Genomic DNA, 18,222 nt, shown 5'->3' with positions numbered 1-18,222 from the left:
CTCATTAATGAGCGGGAGACGAATCATGCTGTTATGTGGCGTTGCGGCGCGTCAGTCTGACGTGAGTTTTTCACTGCTCTCAGAGCGTCACGATTGTTGTTTCACCGTGTGCAATCGCTGCATAACCGCGAGAAATCCATGAAAACGAATGACCGTTTCACCCGTTCTGGAAAGCTGTTTGGTCTTGATTTTGGCGTGGCCATGGGCCTGGCTGCCGCTTTGCTATTCTTTACGATCAGCGGAATATTGACCTATATCAATTTTCAGGGAATTCGTGAAGCAAACCAGAAAATTGTTCAGACCCATCAGGCGATCGTTTCTCTGCAAAGTCTTTTTTCAAGACTGCAAGATGCCGAAACAGGCCAAAGAGGGTATCTTTTAACTGGTGAGATCAGCTACCTTGCCCCTTACCAGACCGCGCGCAGTGCAATTCAGAATGAGATCGAAAAGGTCGCACAACGCACCGGGGAAAACATCGGTCAAAGTGACAGGCTTGATAGTCTCAAACAACATGTGAATGCTAAGCTTAGCGAAATGGCTGATGCGATTGCACTGCGACGAAGTGGAGGGATTGAGGCCGCACTGCCATTGGTTCGTTCCGATCGCGGCAAGCTGGAAATGGATGCCATTCGCGACGGCATTGATGCAATGTCTCAGGTCGAAAATAACATTCGCGGCACACGTCTTTTAGAAATGGAGCGTGCACAACAACAAGCGCTTATAAGTACCATTCTTGCAGCGGTGCTGGGGATCATTCTCACATTGGTGGTCGGGTATCTCCTTCGTAAGGCTGCTCTCGTTCAATCCCGTGATGAATGGCTTCAAACCGGAGAAATTGGTCTTGCCTCCGCGATGATTGGTGATCAGCGCATTGATGAACTCGGCGAAAATATCCTTGACTACCTGACGCAATATACCGGTGCTGTGGCAGGAGCATTTTTCAGCGGCAACCGTGACCACTATCGACGGGGCGCAGTTGTTGGCGTGCCTGACGCGAACAGTGTGCCTGAGGCCTTCGCGTCAAGGCAAGGTCTGCTGGGGCAAGCGGCAGCCAAAGGAGATCTGATTGTTCTTAATGAGGTCCCAGATGGATATCTGGCATTTGGATCTGCACTTGGAAAAGACAAACCGCGCCATCTGGTGATAGTTCCCGGGGCTTTGAATGATGCCGTCAATTCAGTGGTAGAGCTTGGATTTCTGCATCCGGTGGACGAAAAAATCATTACGCTGTTGAACAGGGCTGCCGAAACAATCGCGGAAAGTGTGCAGGCCGCAGCATATCGAGACGAATTGCAGAACCTGCTGGAAGAAACACAACAGCAGTCCGAGGAGTTACAGGCTCAGGGCGAAGAGTTGCGTGTTTCCAATGAAGAGCTTGAGGAACAAAGCAGGGTTCTTAAAGAGTCGCAGTCACGGCTTGAACAACAACAGGCTGAACTCGAACAGACCAACAGCCAACTTGAAGAACAGGCCAACCAACTTGAGCTGCAGCGCAGTGATCTTGAACGTGCCCACGCATCGGTGCAATCGAAAGCCGAAGAGCTCGAACGTTCCAGCCAGTATAAATCTGATTTTCTGGCGAACATGTCGCACGAGCTGCGCACGCCCTTAAACTCATCGCTGATCCTGGCCAAGCTTCTTGCAGACAACCCCGACGAGAACCTGACCCAAGAACAGGTCAAATATGCGCGAACCATCCAGTCTTCGGGCAATGACCTTCTCAATCTCATTAACGACATTCTTGATTTGTCGAAGATCGAAGCCGGTCACGTCGAAATTCATCCTGAAGTCACACCTTTGGCACGTCTTTCGACCGGCTTGAAGCAACTCTTTCAACCGCTCGCGGATGAAAAGAAGCTTGAGCTTGTTATCGACATTGATGATCGTCTGCCAAAATCATTCGTCACAGATCCACAGCGACTGGAACAAATACTCAAAAACTTGCTCGCCAATGCTCTCAAATTTACAGAAAAGGGAGAGGTTTCGCTGTCGATAAGACCGCAGACAGACGAACAGATCAGCTTTTCCGTCAAAGACAGCGGCATAGGCATCTCCGTAGACCAGCTCAAAAGTATCTTTGAAGCATTTCATCAGGCAGACAGTACAATCAGCCGGCGATTTGGCGGCACCGGACTTGGCCTGTCGATCTCAAGGCAACTTGCCCGGCTATTGGGTGGTGCGATCAGTGTTGAAAGCACGCTCGGACAAGGCAGCAATTTCACTGTCACCCTGCCGTTGAAATTTGTTTCTGACGTCAACAGCGGGTCGCCTAAAAAAACGATAGGGTGGACTGAAGAAACGTCAAAAAGCCCGGCAATCGCGACGAACATTTTACCACAACCGCTTCATCTGGAAGACGATCGTGACGCACTCACTGGTGATAAACGTGTTCTTCTGGTCATTGAAGATGATGATACATTTGCAGCAATTGTACGTGACTTGTCGCGGGAATTGGGGTTCCATTCGGTGGTGGCACGCACGGCAGAAGAGGCTGTGCGCATTGCGCGTGAGTTTTCACCAAATGCTATCGTGTTGGATGTCGGCCTGCCCGATGAGTCCGGTCTGTCGGTTCTCGATCGCCTTAAAAACGACGTGCGCACTCGCCATATACCGATCCATGTCATTTCCGCAGGCGATCACACAAGAACCGCATATGCGCTTGGTGCTGTGGGCTACCTCAACAAGCCAGTCAGCCGTGAGCAGCTTGTAGATGTTCTGAGCCAGTTGCAGGACAGACTAACTCAACGCGTCCATCGTGTTCTGATCGTTGAAGATGACGAGCGGCAGCGCGAAGCCGTAGCAAAGCTACTGAGTTCCAGTGATGTCGAGACGACAACTGCCAGCAACGCAGCCGAGTGCCTAGATCTGCTGCGCGAACAGACTTTTGATTGTATGGTGCTTGATCTTTCATTGCCTGACGCATCGGGGTTCTCGCTGCTTGAAACTCTGAGCAACGAAAGCGCTTACGCATTTCCACCCGTGATCGTCTATACGGGACGGGAGCTATCCACCGAGAACGAGCAGAAACTGCGACGTTATTCCAAGTCAATCATCATTAAGGGTGCAAAATCTCCCGAACGGCTTCTCGACGAAGTCAGCCTATTCCTGCATCAGGTCATTTCAGAATTGCCAGCCGAACAACAACAGATGATCCGCAAAGCACGTCATCGCGATGCAATGCTTGAGGGTCGTCGTATCCTTGTGGTTGAAGATGACATCCGCAATGTCTACGCACTCACCAATATATTGGAGCCGCGTGGCGCCGAGGTCATTATTGCGCGAAATGGCCAGGAAGCTATTGAAGCCCTCAATCGGTCTCTCGAAAAAGCCGAGACGCATATTGACCTTGTTTTGATGGATGTGATGATGCCAGTCATGGATGGTTTAACCGCAACACGGGAAATTCGCCGGAATCCCGCCTGGAAGAAACTACCCATTGTAACGCTCACTGCGAAAGCGATGCCGGATGATCAGCAACGTTGCATTGAAGCTGGTGCCAATGATTATATGGCGAAGCCGCTTGATGTTGATAAGCTTCTGTCGCTTGTTCGCGTGTGGATGCCAAAATGACGGAATCGCCACAACACGGCTCCGCCGAAGAAATTGAGATCAGACTGTTGTTGGAGGCACTGTACCTTCGATACCATTATGACTTCCGCAATTATTCGCTCAGTTCGATCAAGCGTCGTCTCCGGCAGGCGCGCGAACAGATGGGCTTTGCCAGTTTTTCCGCGATGCAGGACAGTGTGTTGCATGATGCGACTATACTACCGAGTTTATTGCGCTACCTGACGGTTCAAGTCAGTGATATGTTTCGCGACCCAAGCTATTTTAGGGCCATTCGCGAACATGTCGTACCGCATTTGCGGACTTATCCCTCACTCAAGGTGTGGATTGCCGGGTGCTCCAGCGGCGAAGAGCTCTACTCCATGGTTATCCTTTTTCGTGAAGAGGGCCTGGAAGAGCGCACTTTATTTTATGCAACCGATATCAATCCTGACGCCTTACAAGCAGCCGAGGCCGGTGTCTACCCCATTGATCGCGTGCAGTCTTTTACCACCAATCATCAGCAATCGGGCGGTTTGACATCGCTATCTGATTATTATCAGGCTGCTTATGGCAGGGTATCCTTTGATAAGTCGCTTCGGCGCAATGTAGTATTCTCCGACCACAGTCTGGCGACGGACGCTGTTTTTGGAGAGATGCATCTGATTTCCTGCCGCAACGTGCTCATCTATTTCGATCACGACCTAAAAAACCATGTGCTTGGCTTATTCAAGAACTCTCTAGCCCATCGGGGCTTTCTTGGATTGGGTGCCAAAGAAAGCGTTCGCTTTTCTGGTCATGCAGATACTTTCGCGGACTTTGTGCGTGAGGAAAAAATCTATCAGAAGGTTTCAACATGACCTCCTCAATCACGCAGGCGGTCGTTATCGGTGCGTCGGCTGGAGCCTTTGATGCATTGTCTGCGATCCTGCCCGCCCTGCCAACCACTTTTCAACTGCCGATTATGGTCGTTGTGCATCTTCCACCCGACAAACGCAGCTTGATGGCTGAGCTTTTTAGGCACAAATGCAGCCTGTCGGTCGAGGAAGCAGAAGACAAGCAGCCACTGTGCCCAGCGACGATCTATTTTGCACCGCCAGATTATCACATGCTTGTTGAAAGGGATCGAACGCTATCCCTTTCCAAGGACGCGCCGGTACTCTTCTCGCGTCCATCGATCGATGTTCTTTTTGAAAGCGCATCAGATGCTTTTGGTGCCGCTGTACTCGGCATCGTTTTGACAGGCGGGAATGAAGACGGCGCGAAAGGTTTGCACGCAATCATTGCGGCAGGCGGGAAAGCCCTTGTTCAAGATCCCAAAAGCGCTTTTGTACCGACGATGCCAGAAGCTGCGATTCGATTTTGTCCAGATGCCCAAATTCTGTCGCTTGATGCGATAGCAGATTATTTAAGAGAGGTTTGAGTCAACACATGGAACCCGTATCGTTTCTTCTCGTTGACGATCTTGAGGAAAATCTCATTGCTCTGGAAGCGTTGCTTCGTCGGGATGGTTTGAGGATATTGAAAGCCAATTCCGGCGATCAGGCTCTTGAATTGCTGCTGCAACACGATATTGCTCTCGCTCTTGTCGACGTGCAGATGCCCGGGCTGGATGGATTTCAGCTTGCCGAACTTATGCGAGGCAATGAGCGAACACGTCATGTCCCGATTATTTTCGTAACCGCCGGTGGCGGGGGACAACGCCGCTTCAGAGGTTATGAAGCAGGTGCTGTCGACTTTATTCAAAAACCCATCGAACCAGATATTTTGCGCAGCAAAGCGGATGTCTTTTATGAATTATACCGGCAGCGCCAACAACTTGCCATGCAACGGGATGAGCTTGCCCTTCAGGCGGCCGCCTTGCGCGAGGCAGCACTTGAGAAAGATATTCTTCTTCAAGAAATTAATCATCGCATCAAAAACCTGTTCGGTCTTACATCGGGCCTAATATCCCTTAGCGCACGATCGGCAGAAAATATTGATGATCTGGTTTCCGACTTGCGATCACGCATGCAAGCTCTCGCGCGCGCCCACGAACTCACACTTCCAGCGCTTGGCGAAATCGCAACCACCGATCAATCTACATCTATCGTCGCACTGATCGAAGCAATCGTTGCACCACATCAACGCGAACAACAATCCGCGATAGAAATTTCGGGAGCCGATGTGCCTCTGGCTGGTAAGGCATTGACGTCTTTCGCGCTTTTGCTGCACGAGCTGACGACTAATTCTGCCAAATATGGCGCTCTTTCCAGCCCCACGGGTCAGCTCACGATCAATATTCGCTTGGATGAAGAAAATCTTCATGTTTATTGGAAGGAACTTGGCGTTATGTCAGCCACTCGAGAACCTCCAGAACGGCAAGGTTTTGGAGCAACACTCGAAAAGGCAACTGTTCGAGGTTTGAACGGAACGCTATTCCGTGAATGGTGTCCGCAGGGTTTGTCTTTGCTACTTAAGGTTCCGTCAGTTCAACTCAACACTTAGAAATCTGAAAAGACGTGGTTTGGGAAATTTGAACAGCCAGTATAAGTGGAGGTTCTGCCTGACTCCGTCTTTAATGTCCAGAACAGGAGAACCTATGACGAGCCGACCGCGCCGGAAGCTTCGCGTTGACTTTCGCTTGCAGTCCAGTTGCGATTATAGTTCTCGTAGCGATGTGGGCTTCTGAGCAAGGGACGTATTGAGTTATTGATCTGAAGGCGATTTCTCTCACAGTAGGACCGTTTGAATTCTTGTAGTTATCTTTCAGACGGTCCCTTAATATCTCTTAATCACTGGCTTAAATTTTTTCGGGTTGATTGCCGTAACAGAAGCAAATTTGGCGGCTTTCATTCATCTTCCGACACGCCGTTCTGTGTAAGTTCAGAAAATTTCGCAGCCATGGTTGGATTGCCACGTGTCAGTCGCTTGACCGTTAGATCTTCAGCCTTGTCATTTGCGAGACGTAGGTTGTTGGCAGACTTATGCAGTGCTTCCTTTGTTTTCTCCAAATCCTTGATGGCTTCATCAATACGCTTAATCGCTTCCTCAAAACCATCCGAAGCCAAACGCCAATTGCGTCCAAAAGCAGATTTAAAGTCGTCGAGTTGGGATTCAAAATTGGTTATATCAACGTTTTGTGCTCTCACGAATGCCAGCTCGGTCTTGTATTTGAGCGAATTCATCGCCGCATTGCGCAGCAGCGTGATGATTGGGATGAAGAACTGTGGCCGGACGATATACATTTTCGGATAGCGGTGGGATACGTCGATAATCCCTGTGTTATAAAGCTCACTCTCAGGCTCAAGCAGCGAAACTAAAACGGCATATTCGCAGTCCTTCGCGCTGCGATCCTTGTCGAGCTCTCTGAGGAAGTCTTCATTTTTCTTTTTGGTAGCAGTTTCGTCGTTCTCGTTCTTCATCTCAAACATGATCGAAACAATTTCCGAACCGGTATCATCCATATCGCGAAAGATAAAGTCGCCCTTGCTACCATTACGCGCGTCGTTATCTTTCTCGAAATAAGCACGCGGAAAGGCCGTCGGGCGGATACGATCAAACTCCGTTGCGCAGTGCTGTTCCAGCGTCTCGCCGATCATTTTTGTTGATAGTTTTGCTTTCATATCCCTCAGGCGCTCGATTGCGTCATCACGATCTTTCAGCTGAGTTTCGTATTTGTCTTTAAGCGCGGTTTCAGCAAGCTGCTTTTCAAGCTCTATCCTGGCGAGCCCATTTTTCAATATGTCGCGCTCTTTCTCAACCGCACTCACAGCTTCAGTGACTGCGAGTTTCTGTGAAAGTTCACCTGCATCAATTCTGGACTTTAGATTTTGGATCTCCACCTCTTTAGCAGAGGCTGCTTTGTGCAATTCGGAAACGAGCTTCGCTTCGGCCATTTTTGACGCGACGTCCTGATCGCGTCTGGCGTTATCCAGCGCGTTCAAAAGCGTGTCACGTTCTTTTTCGACGGTGTTTAATGCCTCGGTTACCGCCAGTTTACGAGCAACTTCGCCAGCTTCCAGTTTTGCCTTCAATTCCTGGATTTCAGAATCCTTAGCAGAAGTCGTCTTCTGCAATTCACTGGCGACCTTAGCCTTTACAAGCTCGACAGCATTTCGCTTGTCCAGCTCAGCCAACTCCAGGCGCTCATGCAGTTGCTTCTCGAAATCACTATCGCGAACCTGTTTTAGTATGTCCGAATATCCAGCTTCATCGATCTTAAAAGCCTTGTTGCAATGCGGACAAATTATTTCATGCATGCCAATTTCCAATAGCTTAAATTGCTTTACCGTCATGTGCAGTATTCAGATCTATTCGGTCAAGATTTTTTCTAATTACGTAAAACAGCGCAATAAGACCAAAAGCAAACTGACCACCAATTCGCTAGTCTGGAACTCAGTAGCTATCTTGCTGTTCCTCGACCCCATCCAACAGGCGGGAATATCACTCAAGAGAGACAGCAATCGCTTTGCATGAGAGCAAAGACGGGCGAATTTTGTGTCCAACATCACCACGTGTTAATTGGCGGGTGAATTTGCGCCGCTTCTCCTTCTCGGAGAGGATACTGCCATATTAAGAGAGGATATTTTAAATCAACGACATGGATTTAGTTTTTGGTACAGTGTGAAGTCGAAAACTGAGGTAAATCCCATCGAAATTCAACAATTCCAATCCGTCATAGCGATCATCCAGCGTGGATAATTCTTCTCCGCCCAAACAACTCCACTCCACCACCGAACAGATAGAAAATATCCAACGCGATACTTTTGGATATTTTTGGTATGCAAGTCACCTAGCAACTGGATTTCCCCGCGATCGCATTCGAGCGGATGGGCAAGTTATTTCCGAAATTGCATCTGTTTCAGGGATAGGTTTTGGCTTTCTCGTCATTCTGATTGGCATTGAGCGCGGTTGGATAACGCGGGAAGAAGGTTTAGCGCGTGTCGCATTGATGGCCATCTCGCTAGATAGAGCGCCGCGATTTCACGGGGCATTTTCACATTTTATCCGTGCGACAGACGGCTCGGTCATTCCCTTCAGCAAAAGAGACGACGGTGGTGATCTGGTTGAGACGGCTTTTCTCATGAAGGGCCTAATCTGTGCCAGAGAGTATTTTACCCGCAAGGAAGGCACGGAGACAGATCTCCGCCGGCTTCTTGATACGTTGATCCAGAACGTTGAGTGGAATTGGTACGCCAAAGGTGCAAACAAATGCCTTTTCTGGCATTGGAGCCCGAAATATGGCTGGAAGCGCAATGTTCCGATCTCTGGTTGGAATGAGGCTCTTGTATGTTACATCCTCGCAGCGGGAGCGAAACAACATTCAATCTCACCGGCCACTTACCATAATGGGTGGGCTCGCCACGGCGAGATTGTCAACGGAAAAGCCTATCTTGGGACTGTGTTGCCGTTGGGACAGCCATATGGTGGGCCACTTTTCCTATCGCAATACTCATTTTGTGGGCTGAACCCGTTTGGCTTGCGTGATCGGTATTGTCGTTACGAAGAGCAGATCGTCGCGCATACCCACGTCAACCACGATTATTGTCGGGCAAAATACGGTGATACCGGCCTTTGGGGACTGACCTCATGCGACGGACCGGCCGGCTATAAGGCTTACTCTCCCACCCGCGATGCGGGTGTAATAGCGCCCACAGCTGCGCTGGCGAGCTTTCCGTTCGCCCCGCAACTTGCATCGTCTGCGCTTACTAAGTTTCTACAATATGAGAACGGAAAACTCCTTGGCAAATATGGTTTCGTTGATGCCTTTTCGCCGAAAACCGGATGGGTAGCTCACACACATCTTGCGATTGATCAGGGACCAATTGTCGTGATGATAGAGAACTACCGATCTGGCCTGATCTGGCGGCTATTTATGGGAGCACCGGAAGTGCAATGCGGACTAAAGCGACTGGAGTTCGACTGGTTGCAATAGAGAAAGCTCTGCATTTTGCAGCTTGCCAGCCATAACCGACTTAGCAATCGGCATAAAATCTTGGAATATTTGGGAGCTGAACACCATGCAATTTGAGCGTACGAGCGCAATAATTCATCGCTGGATTATCCAAGTTAGAACGCATTGAACGGCTACTGTGACTTTAACATGCGCGTAAGCATTCACTTCGCAGAATTTCATATTGGATGTCATGCGTGATCAACTGGCTTTTGGTATAGCTGAAATTATAATTTATCAATGGCTCGCTGGGTGTAAAGTTTCTAAATATATGCAGCTTACGAAAGACAAAATAAATTTGAAAATATTATGCAAGAAAAACATTGTATAAATATAATTTGACAATTATTCATATATGCAGTAGGTATTCTATATCGATATTTTCTTGTTGAGTTTTGCTTATTGCACATTTAGCACCGTGCCCTGAACGAACCCCCTTTTAAAAATCGTTATCACTTTGCTTCACGCTATCGCGTGTCGTTTTCTATATTGCTATGAAAGGGTTTATTATGACCACTGGCACAGTTAAATGGTTCAATTCTACAAAAGGCTTCGGCTTCATTCAGCCTGACAACGGCGGCGCGGATGCCTTCGTTCATATCTCTGCCGTCGAGCGCGCCGGAATGCGCGAAATCGTCGAAGGCCAGAAGATTGGCTACGATATGGAGCGCGATATGAAGTCGGGCAAAATGTCGGCCTGTAATCTACAGGCTGCTTAAATAGGTTTTCTTCTTTGCTGTGACCACGGATGTACTGGCACTGTTGAATGAAGTTTACTTTTAGAGGGTCGAGTGCACGCTCGGCCCTTTTTTAAAATCTAACTCGTATAAGACCTAATTTTTAACAGGGAGGCATCATGCAAACCCCAATAGGTAATGCATCTAATTTGATAACCAGAGTTCCAAAATTAAACATCGTTCCTGTGAAGCAGGCTTCGACCTCAAATCACGGTGCAGCGCGTCATGGGTTGTCAGGAGACTGGTCCAAGCTTTCCAATGTTCTGAAAAGAAGCGCGGGTGGCTGCTCAAAAAGCCGCGCGAGATAGCCACGTTCAACTGATCACATTGGGAGTGAAACACGATGATAACAGAATTCACGAAAGACACGCTGTTCAAGCCTGTTGCTACACGTAATGAATCGCAGAAGTCTCGAACTGATGTTGCCGTTAAGACTATTCTTAACGAAGAAAAGTGCGCCAATTCTGCAAAAACCGAACGCCTGAGGGCGGCTAGAATAGCTCGCGACCTCGCTGCATAAAAAATAAGTTAGGAGACACTTTGCAAGTTCTTGTCCGAGACAATAACGTTGACCAAGCCTTACGGGTTTTAAAGAAGAAATTGCAGCGTGAAGGTGTTTTCCGCGAGATGAAAGCTCGTCGCGCGTATGAAAAGCCTTCTGAAAAACGAATTCGAGAAAAAGAAGCTGCGATAGGTCGGGCCAAAAAAGAGGCGAAAAAGAAAGCGCAGCGCGAAGGTTTGTTACCCAAACCTAAGCGAAAGCCGTTTTCTGGTAATGTGCAGTCACCAACCAATGGCGCTCAAGCGCGAAACACCCAATAAACGGCCGCCCTGATCGTATTAACCAAGAGACCGTTAATCAAAGATCAACTGGCTTTCCAGATTCTTCTTCTTCAAGAGTCACCGCGACATCGGCATTGGCAGAAAGACGAACCTGCTTGTCACTTTCAATATCTGCGACAAAGCCAATATCAATATAGTGATTATGGTCTTGATGTGCGGCTGAATTATCAGTTTTCTTAAGTTTGATGCGGTTGCCCTCCAGACGCGCAACAGTTCCAATGTGGACGCCATCGGCACCGATTACTTCCATATTTTCGTGTATTCTGTGTTGCATTTACGTTTCTCCCAGGACAATGATCGTCTCTACAATACCACATAAAGCTGAACAGCATTACGGCTATGCTGTAATTAGCGCCACAATGTTGGTCACCCTGTTTTTGATGACGATGCGCTCTGAACCTTGTTCGTATCAATGACGTTTGCGTAAGCTGATTGGGTCGGACAGCGCCAGATGTTGACGACGCAGCGTATGGCGCGCAACCGCGGCCTCAAAATGCTTCAGTTTCCAACTTGCAGACAGCGCGGGTTTTATGTCCGACGAGGTTATCTGGATGTCGTCGAGGCGTTTAATGACGAACAACAAATCTGGCTTAGGTAAGTTTCTGTTACTTAAGCGGCGCAACTCTGGCTTCAGGAAGTGACACCAGAGTGATGAAACCCCTCCTTTTGCAGATCGTCGTCTATCGCTTTCTGCGAGGTCTTTAGCCTCATTGGGGTGTCCGTCGTCATATAAAATGGGACATCAGAGCTGCTTGAGTATTGGTGGCTCTGGTTCGTTTGTTTTGTAACGGCCCGATTGTTTCGAAAAGTGTTTTAAAGCGTAATGCCTTGAGTTGTTTGGCATAGTTATATGCGAGCAGCCAATCTCTGACATGAAGACGTAACTCGGTTATGGAAGCATAATGGAATGACTTAACGGTTGCTTCCTTGATGGTACGGACCACCCATTCGGCCTGGCCGTTGGTCCATGCATGTTAAGGCTGGGTTTGTCGATGCTCAATGTCAATCTCCCTGCAGACTGCACCAAAGATATGACCGACAAAGCCATTTCCAGCTCGCTTATCGTGCTGGATAAACTGCACACCGTTTTCGGTCAGCACCGTGTGAATTTTATAAGGATCTGCTTTGACCAGAGCTTTCAGAAAGCCAGCAGCCACCAGCTTCGTCGCTTTACGGTAGATTCTGGCGAAGACGATCTTCAATGTCCGATCGACCGCAACAAACAGAAAAGCTTTGCCTCCCTCATACCGCAGTTCAGCGAAGTCGATGTGGAAATAGCCGATCTCATATGCTTTGAACCGCTTCGGCTTTACCTGATCGACTTTCGGCAAACGAGAAATGCCGTGCCGCTGCAAACAACGATGCAGGCTAGAGCGCGACAAATGCGGGATAACATCCTTCAGAGCAATATAAACATTATCCAGAGGCAGCCGGGCTTGAACCCTCAGAGAAACGATCGCTGTAGCTCTGCTCTGATGACGTGCGTGGTCACGGCGCTGCCATGAAGAAATTGGACCATAATGCCTTCCTCTGTGTGGCGGACAATAATACTTCATCACACTCCGGGACTAAACACCTAGCCGTACCGCTGGCGTGATCGATAGTCAGTCAGTTAGAACGACAGAAAGCGGCGGAATACGGGGCTTTGATGCGGGTAAGAAGATCAACGGATGCAAGCGCCACATTGTGGTTGATACACTTGGTTTGATAGTTGGTCTCGTGATCCACTCTGCTGGAATTCAAGACAGAGATGGAGCACCGGTGGTCCTGAAAACCATCCTCAAACGCTGGCCGTGGTTACGGCATATCTTTGCTGACGGTGGATATGCAGGATCAAAGCTCAAAGGCAGCTTGCAAAAGATCGGACAGTTTACGCTACAGATAGTCAAACGGTCCGATCACGCTGTAGGTTTTGAACTCCTACCACGCAGATGGGTCGTCGAGCGCACATTTGCATGGTTAGGTCGATGCCGCAGATTAGCCAAAGACTTCGAGAAAACCGTCACGTCTGCTGAAGCATGGATCTACATCGCAAATACCCGGTTACTCCCAAGAACGATCGCAAGGGCATGATATCGTTACATTCATTACGATTCAGACTCTAAGGAAATACACGTATTCTATAATGCGCAGAACGAACAGATTTACTATGAAATTGGATTGAAAAATCACCAAACTCATTGATCCGTTGTTGCCTCAGTTAACTGCATACGTAATTAAGATTCCGAGGAAAACACTCTAAAAGATTTTCTGTTACTTCACATAATCCAATTTATTGTAAATAGAATAGACAATCATGTTATCTAATAATTAGGTTTACCCACAGCGTACGTTCACCGGCGTATCGCTGTCCCATTTATTTGATAAAAACAAGAGGACAAGCGCAAATTGACAGATAACAATGATCCGATGTTAACGCTGCTAAGGCTCAACCCTGGGAAATGGCAGTGGAGCCGAGCAATACGATCCTTTGTTTGTATTGGCGTACCATTCGCCTTTGGATATGCTGCTGGCGACATCATGACAGGCATGTGGATTGCGATGGGCTGTCTGATGATGATTACGGGAGAGAGCTCTGGTAGTTACCGCTCAATATATTCGAAGATAATAATTTCTGCACCTTTGGGTGCTCTTGGGTATTTATTGGGATATCTCGGCTCGCTACCTTGGAGTGTCGTTATTGTTTGCATGATGTTGGTTGGGTTTGCATCGGTTTTGCTAAGCGATAGAAGTAGGGCTCTGTCAATTGGGACATTGCAAACATTGCTTCTTGCGTCGATTTCACTTGGGGTACCAGCGATTACGTCATTTTGGGAGCCCGCCGTTCTTTATCTGGTGGGAGCAGCCTTTTACGCTATAATTTTGAGTATTGAAGTCCTTATTCGCGGCTGGCATGCAAAGGATGATCCTGATGATGTCGATTCCAAATATGTAAAACACGCAACAGTGGCAGCCTCTTTGCCAATCGCTTTTGCTTTTGCAGTTTGTCTTGGTGCGGCTTATAGTTTTCACTGGCTCAACCATTCTGCACATTGGTTTTGGGTGCCGCTGACCGTTGGTTTGGTCATGAAGCCTGATTTTGGCTCGATCAGAGATCGTGCAGTGCAGAGAATAATTGGAACTTTAGGCGGTGTTTTTATCGGTGCGCTGGCACTAGCTTTTATTCCGAAAGGCTTGCCGTTAATTTTGACGATGTCGCTCCTCGCTGGAATCTTGCCTTGGGCTATGCAACGCTCATATGTTTTGCAGGCGGTCTTTCTCACGCCCCTAATTTTGATGCTTGTAGATATCATCTCACCAGGTACGCACGATATGAATTACGGAATGCAGCGCCTTATCGATACTGGAATTGGAGGAATTATTGTCATCCTGTTTGGCTTTCTGCCACTCAAATACATGCAGTCCGAGGCTCGAAATATGTGACTATACACGCTAGCTGTTTAGTCCCATAATACCTTCCTCTGTGTGGTGGACAATAATACACCCTCACACTCAGGGACTAAACATCTAGTGTCGCGACTCTCATAGCTTTGCTTGCAATCTGGTGTGTAGCGGCGAGCCTCAATCTCGTGTCGCCAGTGTTTCTGCCTTCGCCTGTACAGGTGTTGACCAAGTTTTTCACCGTTGCACGAAAATGGTTTCGTTGACGCGATACTCGCCCAACATCTGGGCGCGAGCCTCGCGCGCGTGTTCGCAGCGTTGATCGTTTCTATAATCATTGCCGTGCGGGTTGGTCTGGCGATCGGGCTTAGCCCTATCGGGCGGGGCATTCTTGATCTGATCCTTGAATTTCTGCGCCCAATCCCCCCGCTTGTCTATCTGCCGCTTATCATTATCTGGTTTGGTATTGGTGAATTGTCCAAGGTGCTTGTCATCTTCCTTGCAATGCTTGCGCCGGTAGCGCTTTCGACGGCATCGGGCATGCGGAAGTGTATTGCAGGAGCGGTTGAACGCCTCGCGTGCCTTCGATGCGAACCGATGGCAATTGGCACGTTACGTTGTCATCCCGCACACGCTTTCATCTATTTTCACCAGCATACGCATTGCGTTGGGTACAGGCTGGACAACACTCGTTGCAGCCACACGAGGGCTCGGCTTCATGATCCAGTCAGCGGCACAGTTTCTTGTCACCGATGTCGTGATTATGGGGATTATCGTCATTGCAGTGATCGCTTTTGCTCTGGAACTGCTTTTACGCAAGGCCGAAGCTATCCTCGTACTATGGGCAGGCCGCGATTAGAGCACCGATCTGATTGGATCAGATCGGTGCTCTAATCCTTTTTTTTAAACGCGCATCTATGTTCGAAAACCGTTTCACACTTTTCGGGATGCGCTCTAGTTCTGATTTCAGGGCTATTTCAGGTGTTTTTAACGCTACAGATTCAGTCAAACTGGAATGATTATCCAAATACGACGTCAATTGGCCAATTGTCGTCGAATTTGGTTTTTTTCTTGGGCTTTGGGTGCTAAGTCGCTCTCGCGATCAATGCTGAAGCATGCCACAAGCCCGGAAGTCCCAAACATGACTGCACGTCTTTCATTTGCGCGTGAGCGTATCAACGTTCTTCTTCTCGAAGGTATCAACCAGTCTGCTGTCGATTACTTCAAATCGTCTGGCTACACGAATGTCGTTCATCTGCCAAAGGCACTGGACAAAGCTGAGCTTATTGAGGCGATTTCTTCCGCGCATATCGTGGGTATTCGCTCGCGCACACAGCTCACTGACGAGGTGTTTGAAGCAGCGCAGCGCCTGATTGCGGTTGGTTGCTTCTCGGTCGGCACCAATCAGGTTGATCTGAAAGCGGCTCGCAAGCGCGGCATTCCGGTTTTCAATGCACCATTCTCCAACACGCGTTCGGTTGCCGAACTGGTGATTGGCGAAATCATTATGCTGATGCGCCGCATTTTCCCGCGTTCAAACTCTGCGCATATAGGCGACTGGGATAAGAGCGCGACCGGCAGCCGCGAAGTGCGCGGTAAGATTTTGGGCATCGTCGGCTACGGCAACATCGGCTCACAGGTCGGCAATCTGGCTGAAAGCCTCGGCATGACGGTCCGCTATTTCGATATGACCGACAAGCTGCAATATGGCAACGTGATCCCGACCGAAACGCTGGATGAGTTGCTCGAAATTTCGGATGTGATCAGCCTGCATGTGCCTTCGAACAAGTCGACGGCCAAAATGATCACCGAAGCCAAGCTGCGTAAGATGAAGAAGGGTGCCTTCCTTATCAACAATGCACGCGGTACAGTGGTTGATCTGGAAGCACTTGCGAAGGTGCTCAAAGAGGGTCATCTCGCAGGCGCTGCGATTGACGTTTTCCCGGTTGAACCTGCATCCAACAAAGATCCTTTTGTTTCACCGTTGCAGGGCTTGGAGAATGTCATTCTCACCCCGCATATTGGTGGCTCGACTGCGGAAGCGCAGGAACGCATTGGAATGGAAGTCACCCGCAAACTGGTCGAATATTCCGATGTCGGCTCGACGCTTGGTGCGGTCAACTTCCCGCAGGTGCAATTGCCAGCCCGTCCAAACGGCACGCGTTTCATGCATGTGCACGAAAACCGTCCGGGCATTCTCAATAGCCTCGTAAATATCTTCTCCTCGCATAATATCAACATTATCAGCCAGTTTTTGCAGACCGATGGCGAAGTTGGTTATGTTGTGATCGAGGGCGACGCGATGGAAGCGCATGCCGAAGATGTTCTTCAGGCTATGCGCGAGATACCGGGCACGGTTCGCACACGTCTGCTCTATTAAAAGCGCTGAAGGAAAACTGTGAAACACCTATGCGGAGAAATTAGTCCTCTGGACTAATTTCTCATTGCGCTTCGATCAAACAAGATGCGCATCAAGACAAATATTTAAAGTGCGAAGAATTTTCGAAATATTCGATATTTGACAACAACTGATCATATTGTTAACAATTGTTTTATTACTTCGATCGGACATTGTGCGGGGCAATATCCATGTGCGCTACGAAAAGTAGAGACGATGCAGAAATCGATTCTGTAGCTGCGGAGGCGACCAATTTTCGGTGGCGAAATATTATGGCACCTCTTTATGAGGTCTATCCCGCCAATGAAAACATTGCATTATACGGGAAAATTGAGTCCAGATTACTTGGTCAGACGCTGATCGGGCGGTCGCAATTTAAAGAGCATAGATGTGTTCGCAATACAAAGCTGGTCGATACCAGCGGAATAACACAAATACTCTTACAGATATTAGTATCTGGAACTTTTGTCGGTAAATGTGGTGGTGAAGATATTCATGCTAACATCGGCGACATCGTGATCATGGATTATACCAGCCCTTTCGATTTCGCAGTCACCGATGGCGTGGGCACTGTTACTTTAACGTGAGTGCCGACGTAACTTGGTCTTTGACGCGGTTTCTAAGCAGATTTGAGGCAGGTGATTTCACGCCACATGTTGGTAGCGGTTTGTCGTAACGCACGGTGATCAGCGGCGTTGAATTGGTTACGGGGAAAGTAATGCAGGTTATAGATCGGATCGTGTATCGACGTGAACTTCTGCACATGTCGCGCTGATTTAAAGCGCTTCATAATCCGCTCTCGTCGTCGTATTGGCTGATGCGAATTCTCTGCTCGATTGTTCAAACCCTTATGCTGGCGATGATCGCAAAGAGTGAGACCTACGTCTCGTTTGGCAGCGCCGTAAGAACGTAGTTTGTCGGTGACCATAACCCGCGGTGCGCAGCCTTGAGCAGAAAGAAGCTTGCGCATGAAACGTTTGGCCGCCTTGGTATTGCGGCGTTTCTGGACCAGAACCTCCAGCACGAAGCCATCCTGATCAACCGCTCGCCAAAGAATGTGATGCTCACCTTTGATCGTAATAACAACCTCATCCAGATGCCACTTGTCACCAAGGCGTGGTGTCCGGCGACGGATATTACTGGCATAGGCCCGTCCAAATTTCTCAGCCCATTCGCGAACCGTCTTATGCGTGACGAAGACCCCGCGATAAGCCAGCATATCTTCGACCATGCGAAAGCTTAATGGAAAGCGGAAATACAACCAGACGGCTTCCGCAATAATCTCAGCGGAATAACGATGGCGGTGATAAAGCGAAGAACGAGGTTCGGTCATAACCCGTTATCGCCGCTGATATTTACGCGCAGGTTAACGTAACAGTGCC

14 protein-coding genes and 3 pseudogenes are annotated in these 18,222 nt (G+C 48.7%); 13 read left to right on the top strand and 4 right to left on the bottom strand.

Going from position 1 to position 18,222, the window contains the following annotated elements:
- Positions 1 to 138: 138 nt before the first annotated feature.
- From CEV31_RS14025 to CEV31_RS14010, 4 genes are read left to right on the top strand one after another with little or no spacing between them, the layout of a single operon-like run.
- Complete coding sequence (locus CEV31_RS14025; protein ID WP_094507685.1) at positions 139 to 3,570, top strand: response regulator; 3,432 nt, start codon at positions 139 to 141, stop codon at positions 3,568 to 3,570.
- The gene (locus CEV31_RS14020) at positions 3,567 to 4,406 is read left to right on the top strand and encodes a CheR family methyltransferase (RefSeq protein ID WP_094507684.1); all 840 of its coding nucleotides are present in this window, start codon (positions 3,567 to 3,569) and stop codon (positions 4,404 to 4,406) included. Before CEV31_RS14025 ends, CEV31_RS14020 begins: the two co-directional genes overlap by 4 nt.
- Complete coding sequence (locus CEV31_RS14015) at positions 4,403 to 4,969, top strand: chemotaxis protein CheB (protein WP_094507683.1); 567 nt, start codon at positions 4,403 to 4,405, stop codon at positions 4,967 to 4,969. The genes CEV31_RS14020 and CEV31_RS14015 overlap by 4 nt, the downstream gene beginning before the upstream one ends.
- 8 nt (positions 4,970 to 4,977) lie before the next feature.
- Positions 4,978 to 6,033: a response regulator gene (locus tag CEV31_RS14010; RefSeq protein WP_094507682.1), complete on the top strand. Its 1,056-nt coding sequence runs from the start codon at positions 4,978 to 4,980 to the stop codon at positions 6,031 to 6,033.
- A gap of 344 nt (positions 6,034 to 6,377) precedes the next feature.
- Here the strand turns inward: CEV31_RS14010 and CEV31_RS14005 are convergent, their stop codons facing one another.
- On the bottom strand, positions 6,378 to 7,787 hold the full coding sequence (locus CEV31_RS14005; protein ID WP_094507699.1) for a DUF2130 domain-containing protein: 1,410 nt from the start codon (positions 7,785 to 7,787) through the stop codon (positions 6,378 to 6,380).
- Between the two features lie 434 nt (positions 7,788 to 8,221).
- Between CEV31_RS14005 and CEV31_RS13990 the strand changes: the two genes are divergently transcribed.
- The 4 genes from CEV31_RS13990 (at position 8,222) to rpsU (ending at position 11,040) form a co-directional block, all read left to right on the top strand.
- Positions 8,222 to 9,463: a glucoamylase family protein gene (locus tag CEV31_RS13990; RefSeq protein ID WP_235818109.1), complete on the top strand. Its 1,242-nt coding sequence runs from the start codon at positions 8,222 to 8,224 to the stop codon at positions 9,461 to 9,463.
- A gap of 527 nt (positions 9,464 to 9,990) precedes the next feature.
- Positions 9,991 to 10,200, top strand: coding sequence for a cold-shock protein (locus tag CEV31_RS13985; RefSeq protein WP_094507679.1), 210 nt, complete (start codon positions 9,991 to 9,993; stop codon positions 10,198 to 10,200).
- 361 nt (positions 10,201 to 10,561) lie between these two features.
- On the top strand, positions 10,562 to 10,738 hold the full coding sequence (locus CEV31_RS21130) for a hypothetical protein (protein ID WP_169717363.1): 177 nt from the start codon (positions 10,562 to 10,564) through the stop codon (positions 10,736 to 10,738).
- A 20-nt stretch (positions 10,739 to 10,758) separates the two neighbouring features.
- Positions 10,759 to 11,040, top strand: a complete 282-nt coding sequence (gene rpsU / locus CEV31_RS13980) for a 30S ribosomal protein S21 (protein WP_094507678.1) — start codon at positions 10,759 to 10,761, stop codon at positions 11,038 to 11,040.
- A gap of 37 nt (positions 11,041 to 11,077) precedes the next feature.
- Here rpsU and CEV31_RS13975 read toward each other — a convergent pair whose 3' ends face one another.
- Together CEV31_RS13975 and CEV31_RS13970 are read right to left on the bottom strand one after the other, a co-directional pair.
- Positions 11,078 to 11,335 (bottom strand): DUF2171 domain-containing protein, encoded by a 258-nt coding sequence (locus CEV31_RS13975; RefSeq protein ID WP_094507677.1) that lies wholly within the window; start codon positions 11,333 to 11,335, stop codon positions 11,078 to 11,080.
- A 511-nt stretch (positions 11,336 to 11,846) separates the two neighbouring features.
- Positions 11,847 to 12,575: pseudogene (locus tag CEV31_RS13970) on the bottom strand (integrase core domain-containing protein); the annotation flags it as partial.
- Between the two features lie 64 nt (positions 12,576 to 12,639).
- Between CEV31_RS13970 and CEV31_RS13965 the strand changes: the two are divergent.
- From CEV31_RS13965 to CEV31_RS13945, 5 genes and pseudogenes are all read left to right on the top strand, one after another.
- Positions 12,640 to 13,134 (top strand): annotated as a pseudogene (locus CEV31_RS13965) (IS5 family transposase); the annotation flags it as partial.
- Between the two features lie 315 nt (positions 13,135 to 13,449).
- The gene (locus tag CEV31_RS13960; RefSeq protein WP_143850952.1) at positions 13,450 to 14,484 is read left to right on the top strand and encodes an FUSC family protein; all 1,035 of its coding nucleotides are present in this window, start codon (positions 13,450 to 13,452) and stop codon (positions 14,482 to 14,484) included.
- An 86-nt stretch (positions 14,485 to 14,570) separates the two neighbouring features.
- Positions 14,571 to 15,301 (top strand): annotated as a pseudogene (locus CEV31_RS13955) (ABC transporter permease subunit); the annotation flags it as partial.
- A 282-nt stretch (positions 15,302 to 15,583) separates the two neighbouring features.
- On the top strand, positions 15,584 to 16,822 hold the full coding sequence (serA, locus tag CEV31_RS13950) for a phosphoglycerate dehydrogenase (protein ID WP_094507697.1): 1,239 nt from the start codon (positions 15,584 to 15,586) through the stop codon (positions 16,820 to 16,822).
- Positions 16,823 to 17,112: 290 nt separating this feature from the next.
- Complete coding sequence (locus CEV31_RS13945; RefSeq protein ID WP_169717362.1) at positions 17,113 to 17,427, top strand: hypothetical protein; 315 nt, start codon at positions 17,113 to 17,115, stop codon at positions 17,425 to 17,427.
- Between the two features lie 32 nt (positions 17,428 to 17,459).
- Here the strand turns inward: CEV31_RS13945 and CEV31_RS13940 are convergent, their stop codons facing one another.
- Complete coding sequence (locus tag CEV31_RS13940; RefSeq protein WP_094507674.1) at positions 17,460 to 18,173, bottom strand: IS6 family transposase; 714 nt, start codon at positions 18,171 to 18,173, stop codon at positions 17,460 to 17,462.
- Positions 18,174 to 18,222 lie beyond the last annotated feature (49 nt).

Source organism: Brucella thiophenivorans (assembly GCF_002252445.1).
Classification (GTDB): domain Bacteria; phylum Pseudomonadota; class Alphaproteobacteria; order Rhizobiales; family Rhizobiaceae; genus Brucella; species Brucella thiophenivorans.
This window is presented reverse-complemented; position numbering and strand designations above follow the sequence as displayed.

Excerpts from the sequence above, each read along its gene's own strand:
- CEV31_RS14025 (WP_094507685.1), top strand. The coding sequence starts at position 139 with ATGAAAACGAATGACCGTTTCACCCGTTCTGGAAAGCTGTTTGGTCTT.
- CEV31_RS14020 (WP_094507684.1), top strand. The coding sequence starts at position 3,567 with ATGACGGAATCGCCACAACACGGCTCCGCCGAAGAAATTGAGATCAGA.
- CEV31_RS14015 (WP_094507683.1), top strand. The coding sequence starts at position 4,403 with ATGACCTCCTCAATCACGCAGGCGGTCGTTATCGGTGCGTCGGCTGGA.
- CEV31_RS14010 (WP_094507682.1), top strand. The coding sequence starts at position 4,978 with ATGGAACCCGTATCGTTTCTTCTCGTTGACGATCTTGAGGAAAATCTC.
- CEV31_RS14005 (WP_094507699.1), bottom strand. The coding sequence starts at position 7,787 with ATGCATGAAATAATTTGTCCGCATTGCAACAAGGCTTTTAAGATCGAT.
- CEV31_RS13985 (WP_094507679.1), top strand. The coding sequence starts at position 9,991 with ATGACCACTGGCACAGTTAAATGGTTCAATTCTACAAAAGGCTTCGGC.
- CEV31_RS21130 (WP_169717363.1), top strand. The coding sequence starts at position 10,562 with ATGATAACAGAATTCACGAAAGACACGCTGTTCAAGCCTGTTGCTACA.
- CEV31_RS13975 (WP_094507677.1), bottom strand. The coding sequence starts at position 11,335 with ATGCAACACAGAATACACGAAAATATGGAAGTAATCGGTGCCGATGGC.
- serA (WP_094507697.1), top strand. The coding sequence starts at position 15,584 with ATGACTGCACGTCTTTCATTTGCGCGTGAGCGTATCAACGTTCTTCTT.
- CEV31_RS13945 (WP_169717362.1), top strand. The coding sequence starts at position 17,113 with ATGGCACCTCTTTATGAGGTCTATCCCGCCAATGAAAACATTGCATTA.
- CEV31_RS13940 (WP_094507674.1), bottom strand. The coding sequence starts at position 18,173 with ATGACCGAACCTCGTTCTTCGCTTTATCACCGCCATCGTTATTCCGCT.